Here is a 20,110-nt window from a genome sequence, read left to right as displayed (position 1 = left end):
GTGATTTTATGGCACACGGAATCCACATTGGATATTCTTCAATTTTAACTTTACAAGAAACAATTGCGGCAATTGCCTTAATTAAAGTTGAACTTTTAAAACGTTTTACTAAGGAGTTTAACTTGTTGGAAGTTGATTTTCCGCTAATTTGTAGTGAAGAGACTGGTTTTAATGATGATTTTCGAATTACCGAACGACCAGTTGATTTTGATATTCAACCAAGTGGAATTGTGGGCGAAGTTTTACAATCACCTAATAAGTGAAGAAGATATGCTGTAAAAAAATATGGCATTCAAGAAAACGAAGGGTTATTAACATTCTCCAATGTTTTACGTCGTGATATTAAACAATCCGATGTGAATGCTGTTAATTTTACAGAGATTGGTTTTGATAAACTATTAGGAAAAAATGTTTTTAGTTTTGACCTTATTCATGCTACTGTTGAAAAGGTTTGAGAATGTTTGGGGGCAATTGAAAAGATTTTAATTAAAAAATATGATAAATTAACCGAAAAATTTGATAAGCATTTTAATTGAATTGCGCACAATGAATTAGAAAAATCAATGCGATTATTAACTTACCAAGAACGGTTAAATAAATATACTCGGGAAAATGGGGCAACTGTTCTTTATGGGTTAGAAGAAATCATTCAGGATGGGATCTTAGTTCCCAATGAATCCCAGGATACTTTTGATTGGAAACTATATGCCAAAATTTTTGTTTATAATTTTTACCAAGAAAAAGCAATTTGTATTGGTTATTGTGGAGTTACTGTTGATAAAGAAGTTTTACAAAAACAAACAACAATTACCAAAGAAACTAATAAGATTAAAACCAAATTTGATGCGATGATTGCAACCAATGAATTACCAGTGACTTTGAGTTTTGGAATCTATAAATCACAATTAGATTTATATTTATTAGAAAAACAACATATTAGTGAAGTAATTTCCTCAGTTTGAGAAGATGACTTCATGGAATATGCAGAAAAAAATGAAATTCAGGTTTTGTAATAATGGATGCTACTTATAGTGTGATTATTGTGGGAGCTGGTAATTCCCAACGTTTTCAAAGTAAAAAGAATAAGTTATTATTTAAATTAACAAATAATTTAACAATCATTGAAACAACTTTACATACATTTTTAAATGATCAAAAATGTACCCAAATCATTGTGGGAGTTAATGATGAAATTTTTACTTATTTGCAACCAAAATACCAGGATAGCCATAAGATTACTTTTACCATTGGTGGTAATGAACGGGTTGATACCATTAAAAATTGTTTATTAAACAATAAGATTATGAATGATATTATTCTAATTCATGATGGAGCGCGGTGCTATTTAACAAATGATTTTATTGATAAGATGTTAAATGACTTTGTTGCAAATAACTATGACACCTTAATTCCCTTGTTGAGAATTAATGATGCGATTAAAAAGATTAATGATAAAGAAATTATCGAAACAGTTCATCGATCGGAGTATGGGTTAGTCCAAACTCCCCAGATGTTTAAAACTAGGGTTTTATTAGAAGTATATCAAAATTATCAAAAAAATCCGGATAAATTAAGCCCAATTTACGATGATAGTCAATTAGTGGAATTATATGCTCCGGAAATTGCAATCCATTATTTTCCGGGGAGCAAGGATAATATTAAAGTAACTTATATGGAAGACATAATTGATTAAAAACTTTGGGAAAATATTATATTTTATCATAATATAATGTATAATTTGTTGTGAGTTAATAATATAAAGTTTGGAATTATTAGCTCCTTGTCCGGGAAGGACCAATAGACCATAAGGAGGAAATTTTAAAGTGCGTAAATACGAAATTATGTATATTTTAAACCCAGAAAGTAATGATCTTAAAGCATTACAAAACAAATTGCATGCTATTTTAGAAAATAATGGTGCAAAAATTGAAGAAATTGGTGACTGGGGAGTAATGGACCTAGCTTATCCAATTAAAAAAAGAAAAAAAGGACACTATACAGTTTTAATTGTTAATACAACAGCTCAAAATGTTGATGAATTTGTTCGTATTAGTCATATTGAACCAGATGTGTTAAGAATTTTAGTAATTAACACAGAAAAAGAAAAAGGATATCTTCAATCAACAAAATATGCCAAAACAGAAGTAAAAAACGACAAAGCCGAAAGAAATGATCGTAAACCTGGTGGTAAAAAATTTGAAAAAAAATGAGACCGCCCTGATAACAATCAACAACCTGCTGAATCAGAAAATCCAGTTAAAAAAGATCAGTAAATTATAAAAGGAGTACAACCAAAATGTTAAATAGAGTTACCTTAGTAGGAAGATTAACTAGAGATTTAGAATTACGAAATTCAGTTAATGGAAAACCATTTGTTGCTTTTACAGTGGCAGTTAATAGTTCATTTAATGACCAAGTTGCTTTTATACCATGTTTTGCTTGAAATAAAGTTGCTGAAAACATGGCCCGTTATTTAAAAAAAGGTTCACTAATTGCTTTAGATGGTAGAATTCAAACTAGAACTGATAATAATAATGGACAACAGATGACTATTGTACAAGTGGTGGCTGATAGTGTGTCATTCTTAGACTCTCGTAATACTAATTCAACTACTAATGTTGATAGCATTCCAACTCCAAATAATGTTGACTTTGATAATATTACCTTTGGTGAAAATCAACAGTCAACACCTAATCCCCAAAATGATAATGATGAACCAATTAGTTTTGATGGGGATGATGCGATATTATGAGATTAAGAAAGGAAGTCTATAATGAACCCAAAATTTAAAAGATTTAAAAAACAATGTTATTTTACTAAAAATAAAATGACTTATATTGATTATAAAGATGCTGAATTACTAAAAAAATTCATGTCAAATAATGGCCAAATTTTGCCAAAAAGAGTTACCGGAACTTGTGCTAAACACCAACGTATGTTAGCAACAGCTATTAAAAGAGGTCGCCAAATGGCATTATTACCATTTGTAATTGACTAGGATAATGATGAAAAGAAAACTATTAGCAATAAATTTGCTAATAGTTTTTTTCTTGGGGAAAGACTAAAATAAAACTTAAAAATAGTTTATAATTGAACTATTCAAAAACTATGGAGGTATTAAATGGAATTTTTAGCAAGTGATAATAGTAATCCCCTACATGATTTTGTGGCAATTTCCCAATGACAATCTTTAGTTAGTATTGTAATCTTTTTTGGGTTGATGGTGCTACTATGAATTTTTATTAAAAAAACTAAAATTCGTTTTATGTACCGGGTAATTATTGGGTTAGTTATTGGCTTAGGGTTTGGTGTTGTGATTCAAGCTATCAATGGCTTTCCTTATAATAGTGATCATCCAAGTAGTTCAATGATTGACCCTTGAGTCGATCCGAATGTTCCTAATCCGGTGGCCAATCCAATTTACCAATTATGGGTCCACGAATTATCAATTTGGGTTAATTTATTTAAAATGATTTTTATTAATGCCATTTTAATGCTGACAGTTCCCGTGGTTTTTTTAGCAATTGCCAGAGCAGTTGCCAGACCAGGGCATGATAAGAAAACCCGCCAGGGCATTATCATTACAGTGATTATTTTATTAGTAAATGTCGCTGTTTCTTTTACCATTACTTTCTTTATTGGCTGGGCTTTTAAAATTGGTGATGGCTTTACAATTAGTGGTAGTGGTAATTATGATGGTGATGCTTCCAAACCGCTCCCCCAAATTATTTGGGAATATGTTCCCTCGAATTTTATTGGTGCTTTTATTGGAATTGCCATCATTCCGGTAATGGTAATCGGTGCTTTAATTGGACTAGCTGTGAAGAAATCGGCAAAAAAACATCCTGAGGATATGCAAAAGATTCGAGATGGTTTTGAAAGATGATGAACAATTGTGATGTCATGTTTAATGTTTGTAATTAAACTGATGCCTTATGCGGTAATGTCGATGATTACTTATTCAATAATTTCCCGACCAATTGGTTATCTGGGTAAAATTGGAATTGTCATTGGGGTTGCTTATTTATGTTTAATTGTTGCTTTAATTTGACATACTATTACCTTAGTAATATTTGGAATCAATCCTATTAAGTGATGAAAATATGCTGTTCGCCCATTAATCCAAGGGTTTTCAACCCAATCTTCCAATGCAACATTACCTATTACAATGGATACTTTAAAAAATAATATTAAAGTTAAGGAAAGTTTAGTCGGAATTTCTGCTCCATTATCAACAACAATGGGGTTAACAGCGTGTGCCGGAGTGCAGTCAGGAATCATTGTCTCTTTTATTATGAGCGCGGGGTTATATGATTTTACGATTGCCCATTTCTTTATTGCCTTATTGGTAACAGTCATTGCATCATTAGGAATTGCTGGCGTTCCGGGGACAGCGAGTGTTGTGACAGCTGGAGTATTAGGAGGCCTAGGATTAGGAGCATTGTACATGCCAGTTTATAGTATTATTGGTGCTTTGGATGGTCTCTTTGATATGGGACGAACAGGAGTTAATGTTACCGGAGGAGTTCAAGCAACAACAATTGCCGCACGCTTAACGCATGCTTTAGAAAGTGATGAACTTTTATTGTTTAATGGAAAGACTTTATTTGGTAAAATAAGAGCGAAGGTCCACAAAAAGAAAGAAGAAAAAAGAAAAACTAAGCAAAATGAATAATTTTAAAAATTAGAAAAGAGGAAAACATAGTGAAAGTTATTATTATTGGTGGTGCTACGGCGGGAATGACTACCGCAAGTAAACTAAAAAGAAATTTAAAAGACAAGGTTGAAATTGTTGCTTATCAAAATCTGAGTTACCCTTCCCTAGGAAGATGTGGAATTCCATATTATATTGGTAAAAATTTTGATGAAGCCAATATTATGATTGCCAGAACAGTTGAAAAATTTAGCGAAGAAGGAATTACTGTTCATACTAATTATGAAATTACCGATGTTGATTTTCCTAATAAAACAGTAAAGGGAATCAACTTAATGACAAAAGAACCAATTGAAGATCATTATGATAAATTAGTGATTGCTGTTGGGGGAAGTTTAGATAAGTTAAACTTGCCAGGAAATGATGCTCATAATATTTATGCCCCCGCGACTTTAGAAGCAGCGGTTAAAATTCGTGAAGAATTAACGGATAAAATTAAAACAGTGGTTGTTGTTGGTGGGGGACCAATTGGTTTAGAGTTTTGTGAAAATTTTGCCCGCAATGATAAACGGGTAGTTTTAATTGAAGAACAAGACCAAGTGTTAAAAGATTTAGTTGATCCTGAAATTGCCGAAGCAGTCCAAATGGAATTAGAACGCAAAAGTGTGGAGCTAAAACTAAATACTAAAGTTAAAAAACTCCATGTTAAAAATAAAATGATTAATCAAATTGAATTAGCAACTGGGGAACTGTTAGATGTTGATTTAGTAATTTGTGCCTTAGGGTTTACTCCAAATACCCAATTCTTAGCTGATAGTGAAATTAGTATGAATCCCCAAGGGTCAATTGTTGTTAATGACCAGTTAGAAACAAATATTCCTGATGTTTATGCAGTCGGAGATTGTGTACTGGCTAAAAATATTATTGATGGTTCATTAATGCAAATTCCATCTTCAACCATCTCAATTAAACAAGGAAAAGTTCTAGCCAATGTTTTAACTGGCAAAGATGATTACTTCCAAGGGGCAATGGGGACAATGATTTTACAAATTTTTGATTTAGAAATTGCTCGTACAGGCTTTACGGAAGAATATGCAAAAAAAATGAGTTATTTGTATGACACAATCACAGTTAGTACAAAAGATCATACCGCTTATGTTAAAGGAGCAAAACCAGTTACGATTAAAGTAGTGTATGATACCAAAGAACAAATCATTTTAGGAGCACAAATCTTAGGATACCATCGTGCGGCAATGCGAATTAACGTTTTTATTCCCCTAATTTGATCAAAAACAAAAATTAGTGATGTTAAACATTTAGACTTACCTTATTCACCACCTTTCAGTCGACCAATGGATGCGGTGACTATTATTTTAAATAAGTTAAATGCGGAATTAGAATAACACAAGTTTTAAACTTGTGTTTTTTTCTAGTTAAAAAAGATAAATTTTTATCATAAAATATCAAATTTTATAAGAATAAAGATTATAATATTTTTATAGCAACAATATTGAGAAGGAGACTTAGGATAATGAAAACAACAATGAAAGCCGAATTACGGAAAGCAAAAGAAGGCCATTATGCAGTTCCTGCTTTTAATTTTGATAATTTAGAAATGTTAAAAGCAATTATTGAAGCAGCGGAAGAAGAACGCTCACCAGTTATTATTATGGCCACTGAATCAGCTGTAAAATATATGGGATTTGAATATGTTAGTGCAATTGGCCATGCTGCAGTTAAATCAGCGACCGTTCCTGTTATTTTACATTGAGACCATGGTTTTGATGTTGAATTAATTAAAAAAGCAATTGATGCTCAATATACTTCGGTCATGTTAGATGCCTCTTTGAAACCAATTGCGGAAAATATTGCCGAAACAATTGCCGTTGTTGAGTATGCACATGCAAGGGGAGTTGAAGTTGAATCGGAAATTGGTCATGTGGGCGGAAAGGAAGATGATCGTAATTCCGAAAGTGCCCATTATACAACCGTTTCGGAAGCAGTGGATTTTGCTAACAAAACTAAAATTGATTGTTTAGCAATTGCGGTTGGAACTTCGCATGGCATTTACCATGGACCAGTTAATTTACAAATTCAACGGATTAAGGAAATTGCCGCGGTGGTTGACCAACCGTTAGTATTGCATGGTTCTTCGGGAGTACCGTATGACCAATTACGATTAGCAGTGCAGGCGGGAATTTGTAAAGTAAATATTGGAACTGATTTAAAGGTAGCAAATGCTAACGGATTGCGAGAATGATTTGCTCAAAATCCAGCGGGTTATGATGCTCGAAAATTTGGGCGTTATGCAATTGACCAAACAAAATTGGTTGCCAAAGAAAAAATGCAGGTTTTAAATTCGTCAGGAAAAGGATAAAAATAAGATGAAAAAAATATTATGTTCATTATTATCATTAACATTAGTCACTTTGCCTAGTTTAGCAGTGGTTGCTTGTGGAAATAAACTAAGTTATCACCGGTTAGCGAAAGATTTGACCCAGTGAGATTTAAGTTATGACAAGGGGATTTTTAATAATAGTTTAACCCAAGCAACAGTGAATAAATATTCTGATGTGAGCCTTGCCCAGGCATTCTTTTTATTTAACCCTCAGCAAGTATTAGAAGAATGTTATGGTTCAGCTAGTGCTGATCCTACTAGTGATAATTGTTATTTACCATTAGCAACTTTTACCAAAGATGTTCTTTATCAATATGAATTAAAGACTACTAGTGATTTACAAAATTCGTTAGTTTATGTTGATGATAATAGCCGTCCTGACCAAACAAAATCATTCCAAAAAATGGATAATGACTTAAGTTTTCAGTACCAGGTTGATAAAAACTCTTTAAAAGCAGGTGATGATCCGGCTAATCCCCAATGAGTACATATTGCTGATAATGAGCAAAATACACCAGGGTCATTTTCATTACGAATTAATTTTAATATTAAGATTAGCGCCCGGGATAATAATCCGGATGGTTATCAAAAATCAAAACAAGGAACAGTTGTGATGATTTATAGCTTTGGATTATAAGAAAGGATATGAAAGGAACTATTATGCATAAATTTGAAAGACGGCAAAAGATTTTGTCAAAAATTAAAGAGTCAAATTTTATTACCACAAAAGAATTATTTAATTATACTGATGAAATTGGCATTACAAATATTACTGCTCGCCGGGATCTGAAGGAATTAGAACTGGAAGGATATATTAAACTATCATTTGGGGCTGTTAAGTTTATTGACAACTCCGATGGGAAAAAATATGAGACGACCCGGGAAGAAAAATTATTAAAAAATATTGCTGAAAAAATTGCCATTGCCAAAGAAGCTGTAAAAGAACTAACCGAAGAGGATGTTATTTTTGTGTCACCAGGGACAACCTTAGAATATTTTGTGAAAGAAATTAACAAGCCAATTAAGTTATTAGCAACCAATGCATTAGAAGTTTTTCGGATTGCCACCCAAAATAAGAACATTCGAAATTTAATGATGATTGGGGGAAATTTTCGGCGCCGCAGTCGGAGTTTTTTTGGAACTCAAGCGCAACAACAATTAAAGGACATGGCATTTACCAAGGGAATTTTTAGTGCCACTAACATTAATGATGAACTAATGATTTATAATAATAATGATTATGAAGCGGAAACAATTATTGCCGCATTAAATAATTGTAAAGAAAAAATTGCACTCATTGATAGTTCAAAATTTGGTTCAGTAGGGATTGCCAAATTAGCTTTATTATCTGATATTGACTGTATTATTACCGATGACAAAATCTCCCCAGAAATTAGTAATAAAATCACAATTCATAAAATAATTGCCACTACCGATGCATAGTTAATCAAATGGGTAAGAATGATAAATAAATTTCTTTCATTTGATTTTTTTTGATAAAAATTTGAAAAAAAATTATCATTTTTGTTGAAAGTTTATCATTTTCGGAGTAAAACATAAGTAGATGGATATTTTCCATTACAGTAAATAGAAAGGAAAGAAACATGCAAAGTACAAAAAAATCTCCTAGCAGAGAACCGTTTAATAAAAAAATGGAATCCTGAATGAATAAACACCTTGTTCCTGTCTTAAGAGTAGTTGCTGGGAATAAGTATTTGCGTTCTTTAATGGAAGGATTTTATGTAACTTTACCAATTATTATTTTTTCTTCAATCATTGGTATTATTATGTGAGTTCCTCCCGCATTTAAAGGCAATATGGCGTGGTATCCCCTGGTTGCCCGTCAATGTTTAAACCGGATCTATGTTTTTACAATGGGCTTGGTTTCAATCTTCTTTACCGCTGGGATTGCAAGAGCCTTAGCTGAAAAAATTAACCAGGGTTTACCAACTAATCGTAAAATGAATCTTATTATGGTAATGTTCGCCGCCATTTCGGCAGTTTTTATGTTATCAGTAACGGGAACATTTACTTTAACAAATGATGGTAGTCAAACTGAAAACTTTGCTAGCATCTTTATTTCGAACTTAGCGGCCCAAGGGATGCTAACGGGGATTATTATTGGGTTAACAATCCCATGAATTTTTTACTTACCAGTCAAATATAACTGAACAATTAAATTACCGAAAGCTGTTCCGCAGGGAATTTCGCAATCTTTTTCGGATATTATTCCCTATGGTCTAGCAGTGTTGGTATATTGAGGATTTGGGTATATCTTCATTGGTATTTTAAACATGTCATTTACCGATGCGCTCTTCCAAGCTATTAAGCCAGTCTTTAGTGGCCTTGATTCCTATGGATTTTTAGCAGCGATGGCATTCTTAACGGCCTTTATTTGGTTTATTGGGGTCCATGGGCCATCAGTTACCAGACCATTTATTACCCCTTTTATGTATAGTAACCTTGCTGATAACCAAGCAATTTTTGCCCAAGGTGGTCATCCCCACTGGGCTTTAACTTATGAATTTTCTTATGACTTTACTTCAACAATGGGGGGGACTGGGGCCACCTTTGTGATCCCGATTTTACTAATTTTATTTGCAAAATCAAAACAATTAAAAGCTGTTGGTTTTGCCTCTTATATTCCAATTTGATTTCAAGTTAATGAACCAGCATTGTTTGGCTGCCCCCTAATCTTAAATCCAATTGTGATGATTCCGTTTATGATTTTACCAATTATTAACGTGGTAATTTATAAATTCTTTATTGAAACACTAGGAATGAACGGAGCGATTGTTGATGTGCCCTGATCAATGCCCGCCATTGTTGGTTTATTACTGGGAACGTCCTTCCAATGGCAAGCTGTGGTGCTCTGGGGAATCTTATGTTTAGTTGATTTTATTTGTTGGTTGCCATTTGTCTTATTGATGGATCGCTTAACATGTACCGAGGAAATTAAATCAGCCCAAGAAAAAGGCATTCCCAAACCAATGCACTTTAATTACTTTACACTTGCGCGGTTGCGCTTGGGGTCAAAACTAGACTTAAATAAAGAAAAACGTTTACTATTTACTAACCAATTAGCAGAATTTACAACTGAAATTAAAACGGAACGGGCAAATAATAAAGCTGCTAAAATTGAAGCAAAAAAAGCTTTAATTGCCCAAAACCAACAATTAAAAGCTGAAAAATTAGCGGCTAAAAAAGCTGGGGTTAAATTTAATAAAAATCGGGTGGTGGCACAAGACCAACCAGTTAGCCAACCCTTAACAACACAGGAGCAATATCATGTTTTAATTGTTTGTTATGGGGCTGGAACTTCGGCAATGTTTGCTGCTAGTGCTAACAAAGGTGCTGCCAACCGGGGAATTAAAAATATTGTAATTGATTCAGCCGCATATGGTAGCCACCGCAATTTAATGAAAGAAATGGACTTAGTGGTATTATCACCGCAAGTTAATGTTTATATTGATGAAATTGAACGGGATGCGAGTGCTTGAAACGTTAAAATTGTCGAAACTAAGGGTAAACAATATATTGATTGCACCAATAATCCTGACCAAGCAATTGACTTAATTTTAGCAAATTTACCAGGTTACCATTTAGAAGCAAATTAATCACAAGAAAAGAGGAGAATTACAATGAATACGAAAACGAGACGAAAAATTTCCTTGCTATGAACAGCAATTTTATTAGTAACAACAATTATCATTTGTGCGATCTTTTATGCTGTTGCGGGGCAAGAAAAAACTAGTCAAATGTTATGATTAGATTTCTTAATTGAATTTGGTTTAGCAGTTGGGAGTTTTATTTGTTGTTATAGTGTGCCCTTTTGTTTTAACCGTAGTCGCTACCCATTTGTAACTTGTCAACCAGATGAATTATATGATAGTTTTTTAGCAAAACTATCGTCGTATGGTTGAATATGATTATTTGTTTTTCCATTCTTGTTAGGAATCACTATCCCAACAGTTTACCTAGTTTTATTGTTAACTTCTAGTTTTAATAATGAAACAACTAGTATTACCAGTCGTCTCGTAATTTATTTTATTAGTATCATTTTGATTCTTATTAATAACTTTGTTTTTATCAATATTATTAAAAAACTCCAAATTAATATTAATAATGATTTTGAAACCAAAAGATAGAAAATGAGGAATTAGTAATGACAAAAGAAAAAATTAGTGAATTAGGTTTAGAAATTGTTGCTTATTCAGGAGATGCTCGTAGTTGTTATTTACGGGCCTTGAAATTAGCAAAGCAGGGAAATTTTGAAAAAGCTGAACAGAAAATTGCCGAAGGGGAAGCTGCAATTAATGCTGCTCATCAACGCCAAACCGATTTGCTGCAAGCTGAAGCGCAGGGAAATTATAGTGATGTGACAATGATTATGGTCCATGGTCAAGACCATTTAATGACAACGGCATTATTGCGTGATTTAATTAATAATCTGTTAGATATTTATCGTGAAAAAAAGGAGGGATAATATGAAAATTGCCATTGGCACCAACAAATTTCTTGGCCATTTAGAAATGGTTAAAGATTTATTAACTGATTTACAATACGAAATTATTGATGTTAATAATAAGGTTCCCAAGGATATTTTTGAGGCAAGTTTTGAAGTTGCAAAATTAGTTAATGACCACCAAGCGGACCGGGGAATTATTATTGATGAATTTGGGAATGGTGGCTTTATGGTGGCCGCTAAATTTAAAAATAATATTGTTGCCCAATTAAGTGATGAACATTCAGCGCATATGACCAGAGAACATAATAATGCTAATATTATTACCCTGGGTGCTGAATTAACTGGGGATGAAGCTCTCAAAGCGATTGTTACTCGTTACTTCGCAACGGAATTTGCGGGGGGTCGTCATTTAGTACGAACTGATATGTTAGGTGAATTATTAAAGGAGGAACAGTAAGATGAAAGTAGCAATTGCTTGTGATCATATTGTCACTGATATTAAAGATAAAATGGTAACTTTCTTACGTCAAGCTGGCTATGAAGTAGTTGATTGTGGAACTTATGACTTTGTGCGGACACACTATCCAATTTTTGGCCATAAAGCAGCTAGTTTAGTGGCAACTAACCAGGTTGATAAAGCAGTTATTATGTGTGGAACAGGGGTGGGAATTTCAAACGCTGCCAATAAAACAAAAAATATTCGGGCTGTTCTTGTCCGTGATTTAATTGCGGCCCGTCAAGCGGTCGAAGAATTTAATGCCAATGTAATTGCGGTGGGGGGAAGAATTACCGGGCTTGGCTTAATTGAAGAGATTTACCAAACCTTTTTAGAAACCAAATACCAACCAACCCCAGCCAAAGAAGAACGGATTGCCAAAATTAATGCCCTAATTACACATGATAATTATGCTGATAATATTTTTGATAGTGAAATTCAAAAATGACAGACGGGTTATTATCATGATTAAGAGAGGTGAACCTTGATGAAACGAATTCTTAGTCTATTAACCGCAATTAGTATTAGTGGAAGTTTACCAATCACCCTTGTTAGTTGTAATGCCCAACGTTCAGTAATGTCCTTAGATGATAGTAGCAATGATATTTTGGCAAAAGATCATAGTTTTAGTTATCATGATATTACTTACTGATCTTCTGATGCGATTAATTCTGATGCCTATAAAAATGAGTTTCTTAATAATTTAACCAATGCCATTAAAGATGGTGGTCAACAAGTTGATTACAATGAGTTTGTTAAAAACGATAAGAGTGGACAAGCTATTGTCTTTAAGTTACTTGCAGATTATGAAGCCAGTTCCAATACTGGTTCGGAAATTAAAAAATATAGTGATATTAAGGTTTTAGAAAATGATTTTAATACAATCATTTATGACCAGGATAATAAAGCAACTGCCGAGTTTAAAGATGGTTCGTGAGTTAATCTCCCTGATCATGGCCAAATTAGAGCAGAATATAAAGCGGATACGAAAGTATATGTAGTGACTTTCAGCATTCAAATTGATGTTAGTACAAAGGGTAAAACCGACAAATTTGTGGGAACTCGGCGTGATATCATTGGAACTAATAATAAAGATGAAAGTAAGTGAACTGATGTCACCAGCGCCTTCGCCAGTGATCAAACTAGTGCAAACTTATTAGTTGATAGTAATGATAGTCACTTTAATAAAGGAAAAATTTTTAAAAATAATAAATGGTATATGACAAATTCCTATGACTATCGCTATAAAGTCCAATTTTATTTTAGTTTGACATAGTAAAAAAATATTTGGTTTAAAATACCAAATATTTTTCATTTTTTTGAAAGTAAAAACCAATATTTTCAAAGAAAATCCTTGAATTATCCTAAAAAAATAAGAAAATAGTATTACGAGGAAGTGCAAAGGAGATAATTAAGGATGTTTTATCGTTATGAAGAAATTGATAACCAGATTAATCTTAACAACTTAATTAAATCAAAAGAAACTGATGATATTTTCTTTACGAAAAATAGTTATTTATCAAGTAAAATTATTAATTTATTTGAACTTTTATATGCATTAACTGTTGATGGTGATTATAGTTTTGAAACCTTATTACAAGGAAAAACAATTAATTTACAGCCATTTAAATTTGAATATTATCCGGCCTTTAAAAAAGACTTGCAACAAACTTTATGAGTAATTAAAAAAACAAAAGACTACCAAAGAAATGATCAGGTGTTTAATAAATTATTAGCAAAATACCCTTTTTTAAATATTTCGAGTTTAAAAAATAAGTTATTAACAGCAATTCAAAAATTTAAAAAGGAAAAATATTTCAAAGCTGATATTTATTTATGAATTGATGACTATTTGACTTTTATTTTAAAAAAGTTTACTAACATTTATAGTAAATTAAACTTGATGATAAAGCGAAATAATAGTGATTTAAAACTGGCGTTTCCATATGTCCAAGGTGTTTTTCAAAAAAGAAAAGTTTTTCGGTGTCCACTTTTATTATGGGGACTACACCTCAACCAAACCCCCGGTAATGTTACTTTACAATTAGATTTTAATAATATTGTTGTTAACCCAATTTTCCGGTGAACAATTTTAAAAGCCAATAAAATCAACACTAGCCATTTATTAAAAATTATTCGTTTTTATGATGTTCGGAATGCCATGGAAGTCATTGAGCGTGCGAAATTATTGTCAGAAGAATGGGGGGCAAAATATCTGTACCAGTTTTCATATTATGTTACTAATGCCACAGAAATGAATTTAATGAGTTATCAAAAGCCCCTCCCAATTTTAAGAAAAGATAGTGTTTTTAAGGAATTTCTTGAAAAATATAAATTAGGAGAAATTGAAATTTGTTATGCAATGTTTTTAGGTGCATTTAATTATTAAATCAGATATAATTTAAAAGCAATAAAGTTAGGAGAAACGTAAAATGTCAGTAAAAGATGCAATTGAATGAAGAAAAACAGTTAAAATATATGATGATAACAAAGCAATTAGTGCCGAAGAATTAGCAACAATTATTGAAGCAGGGCGAATGGCTCCTAGTTCAATGGGATTAGAAGTTTGCAATATTGTTGTGATTAAAAACAAAGAAATTAAGGCAAAATTTGCATATGATGTTTTAAACGGGTCAAATGTCGAAAAAGGTTTAAAATGTGATACCTTGGTTTGTTTAGTTGGTTATAATGCAAGTTATTTAATCTCGGATGAATTTTTAAGAAGCCGTTTACACCGGAACGAAACATTAGATGAAAAGAAATTAAGTGAAACAATTGAAAAATATCGCCAGTATTTAGAAAACCATGATAATTTAACTAGTTATGTTGATAGTCAAGTTTATATTACAACTGCTTTCATGACCCTACAAGCGGCTGATTTAAAAATTGGAACAACAATAATTGGGGGTTTTAATGCTCACCATAGTGACGATTTATTACATGAACTTGGCTATATTGATAAAGATATTAAACACACTGTATTATTATTAGCGCTGGGAAAATATGATGAAAAAACAAACGGGGCAACTTTTGCTCGGAAAAGAATTAGTACTGAAGAATTTGCAAAAATTGTTAAATAATAATTGCTGATAAGCGTAAAAATTAAAATAATAAAACAAAAACCAACTAAAAACAACAAATAAATCTATTGTTTTTAATAAAATATATGTTATTATAATAAATGTCGTAAATTAATATACCAAGAAAGTATATTAATCTTAATAAGAGAGGTGAGTATTGTGGCAAAAAAAGGCATCCATCCAAAATATTTTGATACTAAAATTACATGTACTACTTGTGGAACGGAATTCATGAGTGGATCAACTAGAGGTGAAGAAATTAAAGTTGATACTTGTTCTTCATGTCATCCATTCTACACTGGTAACCAACAATTTGCGAATGCAGCAGGACGAGTTGAACGTTTCAAATCTAAATTTAATAAAAAAGAAGAAATTGCTAAACAAACTGCCAGTTTATCAAAAGCACAAAAAGATTTAAACAAAAAAAATGCTAAAGATAAAAAAGAAGCACCCGCAACTGCCGATAAATCAGAATAAAATAAATAAAGCACCATTATCAATGGTGTTTTTTTTGCTTATTTCGGTATAATATTGTATATTTAGAATAAATAGAATGTTGGTGGAAAAATGGGTTTAGAGTTTAATAATATTGTTTATAAAAGATATAAAAAAGTTATTTTTAATGATTTATCTTTTCAAATTAATAATAAAGAATCCCTAGGCGTTTTTTTTGAAAATAAAATTAGCCAACGTTACTTTTTAAAATTTTTATTAGGAAAGAAAAAGGTTAATAAAGGGACAATTTATTTAAATAAAAAAAATATTACAACATTATTAACAAAAGAACGTAAGATTGCTTATGTTCCCCCCGCTGCTTTCCGCTTAGGATTTTTACCAACAAAATTACGATTAACTTATAATATTTTAAAAACACCAAAGTTTTTACATGAGGCAACCATTAAATATTTAAAAAATAAGTATTCTTATCGTGAATTATTAGCAATGGATAATGATAAGTATCGGAAAGACTTAATTAATAAAGTTGACAAAATTCTTGAAGAATATATTTATAATTCAATTAAAATTAAAGAGCAATGAATGGAAAGCTACCGGAATGGAATTAAACTTTTCCATGAAAAAGAGATTAAAAAAGTCTTAAAAGAAGATGTGACGGGAATTTTATTTCAGACTGTCAAAACTTATGTTTTAAAAAAAGAAGAATTACGAATTCAAGAGGGTTACTTAGCTTTTTTACAAGCATTATGAGATAAAATTTATTATATTTCAGAATTAGATTATTCGTGTGATTGTAAATATATTGCTAAACGACGAAAATTAAAAGTTAAACTCTTTGCCTTTAATGAAGCAAAACTAATTTGTGAAAAATATCTTAAAATTTTACGAACAGAGATTGTTTACCAGCGTTACCACATTTTTAAAGCCCGGAAATCATTAAAAAAATACCGTTTTAATGTAGTTAATATTTTAATGAAAGATAGTCAAAAAAAGGAAATTTTAAAAGCAATTTTAAAAAAAAGAAATAATAGTCTTTTAAAAACTTGGATTCAACTCTCAGATGATCAGTGATATGAATATAATGAGAAGCAAGAACAACTAATTGTTACTTTATTACCCGATGAAGCTTCAATTATCAAGGGAAAAGTTATTGAATATTTTCACAAATATCATTTAGCAATGTTAAATGACACGTTTATTACTAAAAAAGAGGATTACAGCGAATTAATTGAGAAAGCTAAAAATAAAATTGTAAGTGTTTCTAATCAAGCTTATAACTATGTTAAAGAACTGATGTTTGATTTAAATATTAAAATGAATTGGTTAAGATTAACCAAAAATTTAAGTAGTTTTGACCACACCAAAATTCGGTTAATTAATGCATTATTAGCTAAAAAAGAATTAATTGTTTTGCATCATACTTTTGATAATTTAACGCAGAGTGAAGCAAATGAGTTATATAATATTATTAATAATATTAAAAGTTATAATCCGCAAATCTCTGTTCTGGTAATTGTTAAAAATGTTGAAAATATAAAAAATTATGTTAATGGATTTTTACTATTTGACAAACAAAACCATTATAAAGTGATTTCGCAAGTGGAAGCAACAACTACGCCAATGACATTGGAGTTATACAAAACAATGTTTGCAACTTCCGAAAATATTTTTCGGGGAATTTATCATTTATCCAACAAAACAATACAATTAGATGATATTATCATTAAAGCGGCTAATTTACCTTTAACAAATGATCAAGAGTATATAATTGCGATTAATCCAAAGTATCTTAACTTTGAAAAGACAAAATTATATAATAAAGAAACCGCTTTACATTTTAAAGGGAGTGTTAAAACTGTTAAAAAATCAGGAGGAGCCATTGTTTGTTATTTTGAAACCCATCATAATAAGATTTTTAAATTAATTGTTGATTATCAACAATTAAATTTACGAAAATTAACAATGATTTATTTTGAAAAAGGAGCAGTTTTGGTATATGATAAAGAAACGCAAAAACTATTAGGAATTATCTAAGATAGAAAAGAGATGTTAAAAATGCAGGAAAAAATGGATTTGATCTTAGCAAAGATTAATGAATACGACAAAATAATTTGTTTACGTCATATTTCTCCCGATGGGGATGCTTATGGCTCATCATTTGGGTTAGCTAATTTTATTAAGGAAAATTATCCAACTAAAAAAGTCTTAACTGATGGGGAAGCCAATGATAATTTATCATTTTTAGGGGTTCCCGAAAAGTTAACCGCTGCGGATTACCAAAATGCGTTAGTAATTGTCACTGATACTGCTAATACTGAACGGATTGATAGTTTGTATTGGCAAACAGCTAAAGAAGTCATTAAAATTGACCATCATCCCGATGATACTCCTTATGGCGATCTTTCCTGAGTGGATGCGAAACGAATCGCTGCTTCCGAAATGGTGAGTGAGTTAGTTTTTCATAGTAAATTAAAAGTTTCACCCCAAACTGCTCGGTTGTTATACACCGGAATTATTACTGATTCAAATCGTTTTTTATTTCGTAACACCACAAGTGCAACTTTAATTCTAGCAAGTAAGCTTTTAGCAACTGGTTTTGATGTCCAAGAAATTTATCAAAATTTATATTTGGAACCATGAAATAATGTCAAGTTTAAAAATTACTTACAAAGTTTAGTTGAAATTAGTGCCCAGGGAGTTGGTTATATTAAAATTACCGATGAGATGTTGCAGCAGCATCAAATGACATATGATCTTGTTAAAGGATGGGTTAATATCTTAGCTAATATTAAAGAAATTAAAATTTGATTATTTTTTATCGAAAATAAAGCTGAAAATTTTGTTAGTGTTAGTATGCGTAGTCGTCACTATAATGTTAATAAGGTTGCAAAAAAATACCATGGGGGTGGCCATTTGTTAGCAAGTGGAATTAAAATGCCAAACTGGAATTGGTCGGCAACTATTATCAAGGATTTAGATAATTTAATTATTAATAATGATGTTGTGGAGGGGGTAAATTAAAATGTATTTTTTGAATAGAAATGCTAAAATTGGGTGAGTTGAAGTTATTACGGGTTGTATGTTCGCCGGAAAAACCGAAGAATTTATTCGCCGGATTGTGCGCTTAAGTTATGCAAAATTTAAAATTCAGGTTTTTAAACCAGCAATTGATAATCGTTATAGTAATGATAATGTTGTTAGTCATAGTCAAAAATCAATTAAAGCAATTTCAGTTAATAATACCAAAGAATTATTAGCAAACCTAGCACCTGATACGGATGTGGTAGGGATTGATGAAGTGCAATTTTTTGATAACGAAATTGTGAAAGCAGCAGATGATTTGGCTAATCAGGGAATTATTGTAATTGTCAATGGTTTAGATAAAGATTTTCGGGCTGAACCATTTCTAAATGTTGAACAATTAATGAGTAAGGCAGAGGAAGTTAAAAAGTTACATGCGATTTGTGTTAAATGTGGTAATTTAGCCAACCGTACACAGCGATTAATTAATGGGAAACCTGCTAATTACCATGATCCAATTGTTTTAATTGGTGAAAAAGATAAATATGAAGCGCGTTGTCGCCATTGTCACGAGGTTGTTTATTAACAACTTCTTTTTTTGTAATGGGAAATGAAAGAGTGATATAATCTTAGTATGGCTTTGAATCGAAAAAAAGACATATATAAGGGTATTAGTATTGTGGAAGGAGACATAGTTGTTTTTTGACATAAAAATAAAGGATTAACACCAATTCGACATCCGTTTATTGTGATTGAAGTCAATCAAAAAGGGTTTAAAGCATTACAAATAACATCAGTTAAATACGATGAACATGATAATCTGAAACTCAGTTATTATCAAGAGCAATTAGTTCGCAATGATAATTTTGTGCAAGTTGATGAACGTAATGGGTTTAAATATCATTCATTAGTTATTTGTGATACATATTACTTTATTAAATGAGGAAAAGACAAGTATGAATTATCAAAAAAAGGACATATTAAACCTAGTAGTAAGCTGTTAGAAATTCAAGCAAAATTCTATGGATATAAAAAGCACATTCCTGCCTTTTTATCCAAATTACCAATTATCTAAAATAATATTAAATAATGTTAAGAACGAAGGAGGATATACTTATGCCAAATAAATCAGGGTTAAATGCCGAAGCAATTTTCTTTACTGGTGTCAAACCAAAAGCTGTTTACAAAGAAAAAGTTCATTTTGTTGAAAACTTACCAATGAATTCGCGCCTTACTTTATTTAAGGAATCAAATTTACAAGAAGGTGATTATGTTGTCGTGGGGGTTAATGTTTTTAAAGTAAGTTTGAGAATTATTAAAAAGCACCCTGTTAAAAAAACATTTGAAAGTGGAGAATACCGCCTTTCTTGAGTTGATGCGTTAGCTAATTTACCAAAAATTCAAACAATTGTAAATGAAAATAAATAAGAAATTCTTTGCCTGAATTTCTTATTTTATTTGCAATTGATAATTAATAAATTATTTAAATAACTACTATTCTTTAAAAAGATATATTATATAATTGTTAAGTATTAAA

At 31.3% G+C, this 20,110-nt stretch carries 24 protein-coding genes; all 24 read left to right on the top strand.

Annotated elements, in window-relative coordinates; genetic code table 4:
- Window positions 1–8: 8 nt before the first annotated feature.
- The 24 genes from QPK10_RS02120 (at window position 9) to QPK10_RS02005 (ending at window position 20,001) form a co-directional block, all read left to right on the top strand.
- Window positions 9–1,013, top strand: a complete 1,005-nt coding sequence (locus QPK10_RS02120; RefSeq protein WP_368486388.1) for an asparagine synthetase AsnA — start codon at window positions 9–11, stop codon at window positions 1,011–1,013.
- A gap of 2 nt (window positions 1,014–1,015) precedes the next feature.
- Window positions 1,016–1,693, top strand: coding sequence for an IspD/TarI family cytidylyltransferase (locus QPK10_RS02115; RefSeq protein ID WP_368486387.1), 678 nt, complete (start codon window positions 1,016–1,018; stop codon window positions 1,691–1,693).
- A gap of 130 nt (window positions 1,694–1,823) precedes the next feature.
- Window positions 1,824–2,273, top strand: a complete 450-nt coding sequence (rpsF, locus tag QPK10_RS02110) for a 30S ribosomal protein S6 (protein WP_368486386.1) — start codon at window positions 1,824–1,826, stop codon at window positions 2,271–2,273.
- Between the two features lie 23 nt (window positions 2,274–2,296).
- Complete coding sequence (locus tag QPK10_RS02105; RefSeq protein WP_368486385.1) at window positions 2,297–2,758, top strand: single-stranded DNA-binding protein; 462 nt, start codon at window positions 2,297–2,299, stop codon at window positions 2,756–2,758.
- Window positions 2,759–2,773: 15 nt separating this feature from the next.
- The gene (gene rpsR / locus QPK10_RS02100) at window positions 2,774–2,998 is read left to right on the top strand and encodes a 30S ribosomal protein S18 (protein ID WP_047790936.1); all 225 of its coding nucleotides are present in this window, start codon (window positions 2,774–2,776) and stop codon (window positions 2,996–2,998) included.
- 123 nt (window positions 2,999–3,121) lie between these two features.
- On the top strand, window positions 3,122–4,675 hold the full coding sequence (locus QPK10_RS02095; RefSeq protein ID WP_368486384.1) for a dicarboxylate/amino acid:cation symporter: 1,554 nt from the start codon (window positions 3,122–3,124) through the stop codon (window positions 4,673–4,675).
- A 29-nt stretch (window positions 4,676–4,704) separates the two neighbouring features.
- Entirely contained in the window at window positions 4,705–6,057 is a 1,353-nt protein-coding gene (locus QPK10_RS02090; RefSeq protein WP_368486383.1) for an FAD-dependent oxidoreductase, read from the top strand.
- Window positions 6,058–6,185: 128 nt separating this feature from the next.
- Window positions 6,186–7,031 carry a ketose-bisphosphate aldolase gene (locus QPK10_RS02085; RefSeq protein ID WP_368486382.1) on the top strand — a complete coding sequence of 282 codons (846 nt, stop codon included), beginning with the start codon at window positions 6,186–6,188 and terminating at the stop codon, window positions 7,029–7,031.
- A gap of 7 nt (window positions 7,032–7,038) precedes the next feature.
- Window positions 7,039–7,689 carry a hypothetical protein gene (locus QPK10_RS02080; RefSeq protein ID WP_368486381.1) on the top strand — a complete coding sequence of 217 codons (651 nt, stop codon included), beginning with the start codon at window positions 7,039–7,041 and terminating at the stop codon, window positions 7,687–7,689.
- A 23-nt stretch (window positions 7,690–7,712) separates the two neighbouring features.
- Window positions 7,713–8,495, top strand: coding sequence for a DeoR/GlpR family DNA-binding transcription regulator (locus tag QPK10_RS02075; RefSeq protein ID WP_368486380.1), 783 nt, complete (start codon window positions 7,713–7,715; stop codon window positions 8,493–8,495).
- A 221-nt stretch (window positions 8,496–8,716) separates the two neighbouring features.
- A complete protein-coding gene (locus tag QPK10_RS02070; RefSeq protein WP_368486379.1) occupies window positions 8,717–10,669 on the top strand; it encodes a PTS transporter subunit EIIC in 1,953 nt (650 codons plus the stop codon).
- Between the two features lie 24 nt (window positions 10,670–10,693).
- Entirely contained in the window at window positions 10,694–11,200 is a 507-nt protein-coding gene (locus QPK10_RS02065) for a hypothetical protein (protein WP_368486378.1), read from the top strand.
- A gap of 17 nt (window positions 11,201–11,217) precedes the next feature.
- A complete protein-coding gene (locus QPK10_RS02060; protein WP_047790943.1) occupies window positions 11,218–11,538 on the top strand; it encodes a PTS lactose/cellobiose transporter subunit IIA in 321 nt (106 codons plus the stop codon).
- A gap of 1 nt (window position 11,539) precedes the next feature.
- Complete coding sequence (locus QPK10_RS02055; protein WP_368486376.1) at window positions 11,540–11,977, top strand: RpiB/LacA/LacB family sugar-phosphate isomerase; 438 nt, start codon at window positions 11,540–11,542, stop codon at window positions 11,975–11,977.
- Window position 11,978: 1 nt separating this feature from the next.
- Entirely contained in the window at window positions 11,979–12,488 is a 510-nt protein-coding gene (locus QPK10_RS02050; RefSeq protein WP_368486374.1) for an RpiB/LacA/LacB family sugar-phosphate isomerase, read from the top strand.
- 15 nt (window positions 12,489–12,503) lie between these two features.
- Window positions 12,504–13,292 (top strand): hypothetical protein, encoded by a 789-nt coding sequence (locus tag QPK10_RS02045; RefSeq protein WP_368486373.1) that lies wholly within the window; start codon window positions 12,504–12,506, stop codon window positions 13,290–13,292.
- Between the two features lie 141 nt (window positions 13,293–13,433).
- On the top strand, window positions 13,434–14,405 hold the full coding sequence (locus tag QPK10_RS02040) for a hypothetical protein (protein ID WP_368486372.1): 972 nt from the start codon (window positions 13,434–13,436) through the stop codon (window positions 14,403–14,405).
- A gap of 43 nt (window positions 14,406–14,448) precedes the next feature.
- The gene (locus tag QPK10_RS02035; RefSeq protein WP_368486371.1) at window positions 14,449–15,096 is read left to right on the top strand and encodes a nitroreductase family protein; all 648 of its coding nucleotides are present in this window, start codon (window positions 14,449–14,451) and stop codon (window positions 15,094–15,096) included.
- A 159-nt stretch (window positions 15,097–15,255) separates the two neighbouring features.
- Window positions 15,256–15,573 (top strand): 50S ribosomal protein L31, encoded by a 318-nt coding sequence (gene rpmE / locus QPK10_RS02030; protein WP_047790949.1) that lies wholly within the window; start codon window positions 15,256–15,258, stop codon window positions 15,571–15,573.
- 90 nt (window positions 15,574–15,663) lie between these two features.
- Entirely contained in the window at window positions 15,664–17,586 is a 1,923-nt protein-coding gene (locus tag QPK10_RS02025) for a hypothetical protein (RefSeq protein ID WP_368486370.1), read from the top strand.
- A 21-nt stretch (window positions 17,587–17,607) separates the two neighbouring features.
- The gene (locus QPK10_RS02020; protein WP_368486369.1) at window positions 17,608–18,573 is read left to right on the top strand and encodes a bifunctional oligoribonuclease/PAP phosphatase NrnA; all 966 of its coding nucleotides are present in this window, start codon (window positions 17,608–17,610) and stop codon (window positions 18,571–18,573) included.
- 1 nt (window position 18,574) lies between these two features.
- The gene (locus tag QPK10_RS02015; protein ID WP_368486368.1) at window positions 18,575–19,159 is read left to right on the top strand and encodes a thymidine kinase; all 585 of its coding nucleotides are present in this window, start codon (window positions 18,575–18,577) and stop codon (window positions 19,157–19,159) included.
- A 24-nt stretch (window positions 19,160–19,183) separates the two neighbouring features.
- Window positions 19,184–19,648 (top strand): hypothetical protein, encoded by a 465-nt coding sequence (locus QPK10_RS02010; RefSeq protein ID WP_368486367.1) that lies wholly within the window; start codon window positions 19,184–19,186, stop codon window positions 19,646–19,648.
- A gap of 41 nt (window positions 19,649–19,689) precedes the next feature.
- Entirely contained in the window at window positions 19,690–20,001 is a 312-nt protein-coding gene (locus tag QPK10_RS02005) for a hypothetical protein (RefSeq protein WP_368486366.1), read from the top strand.
- Window positions 20,002–20,110 lie beyond the last annotated feature (109 nt).

The organism is Spiroplasma sp. DGKH1, from assembly GCF_040940205.1.
Taxonomy (GTDB): domain Bacteria; phylum Bacillota_I; class Bacilli_A; order Mycoplasmatales; family Mycoplasmataceae; genus Spiroplasma.
The sequence above is the reverse complement of the archived record's forward strand: the minus strand, read 5'-3'. Positions and strand labels throughout refer to the sequence as shown.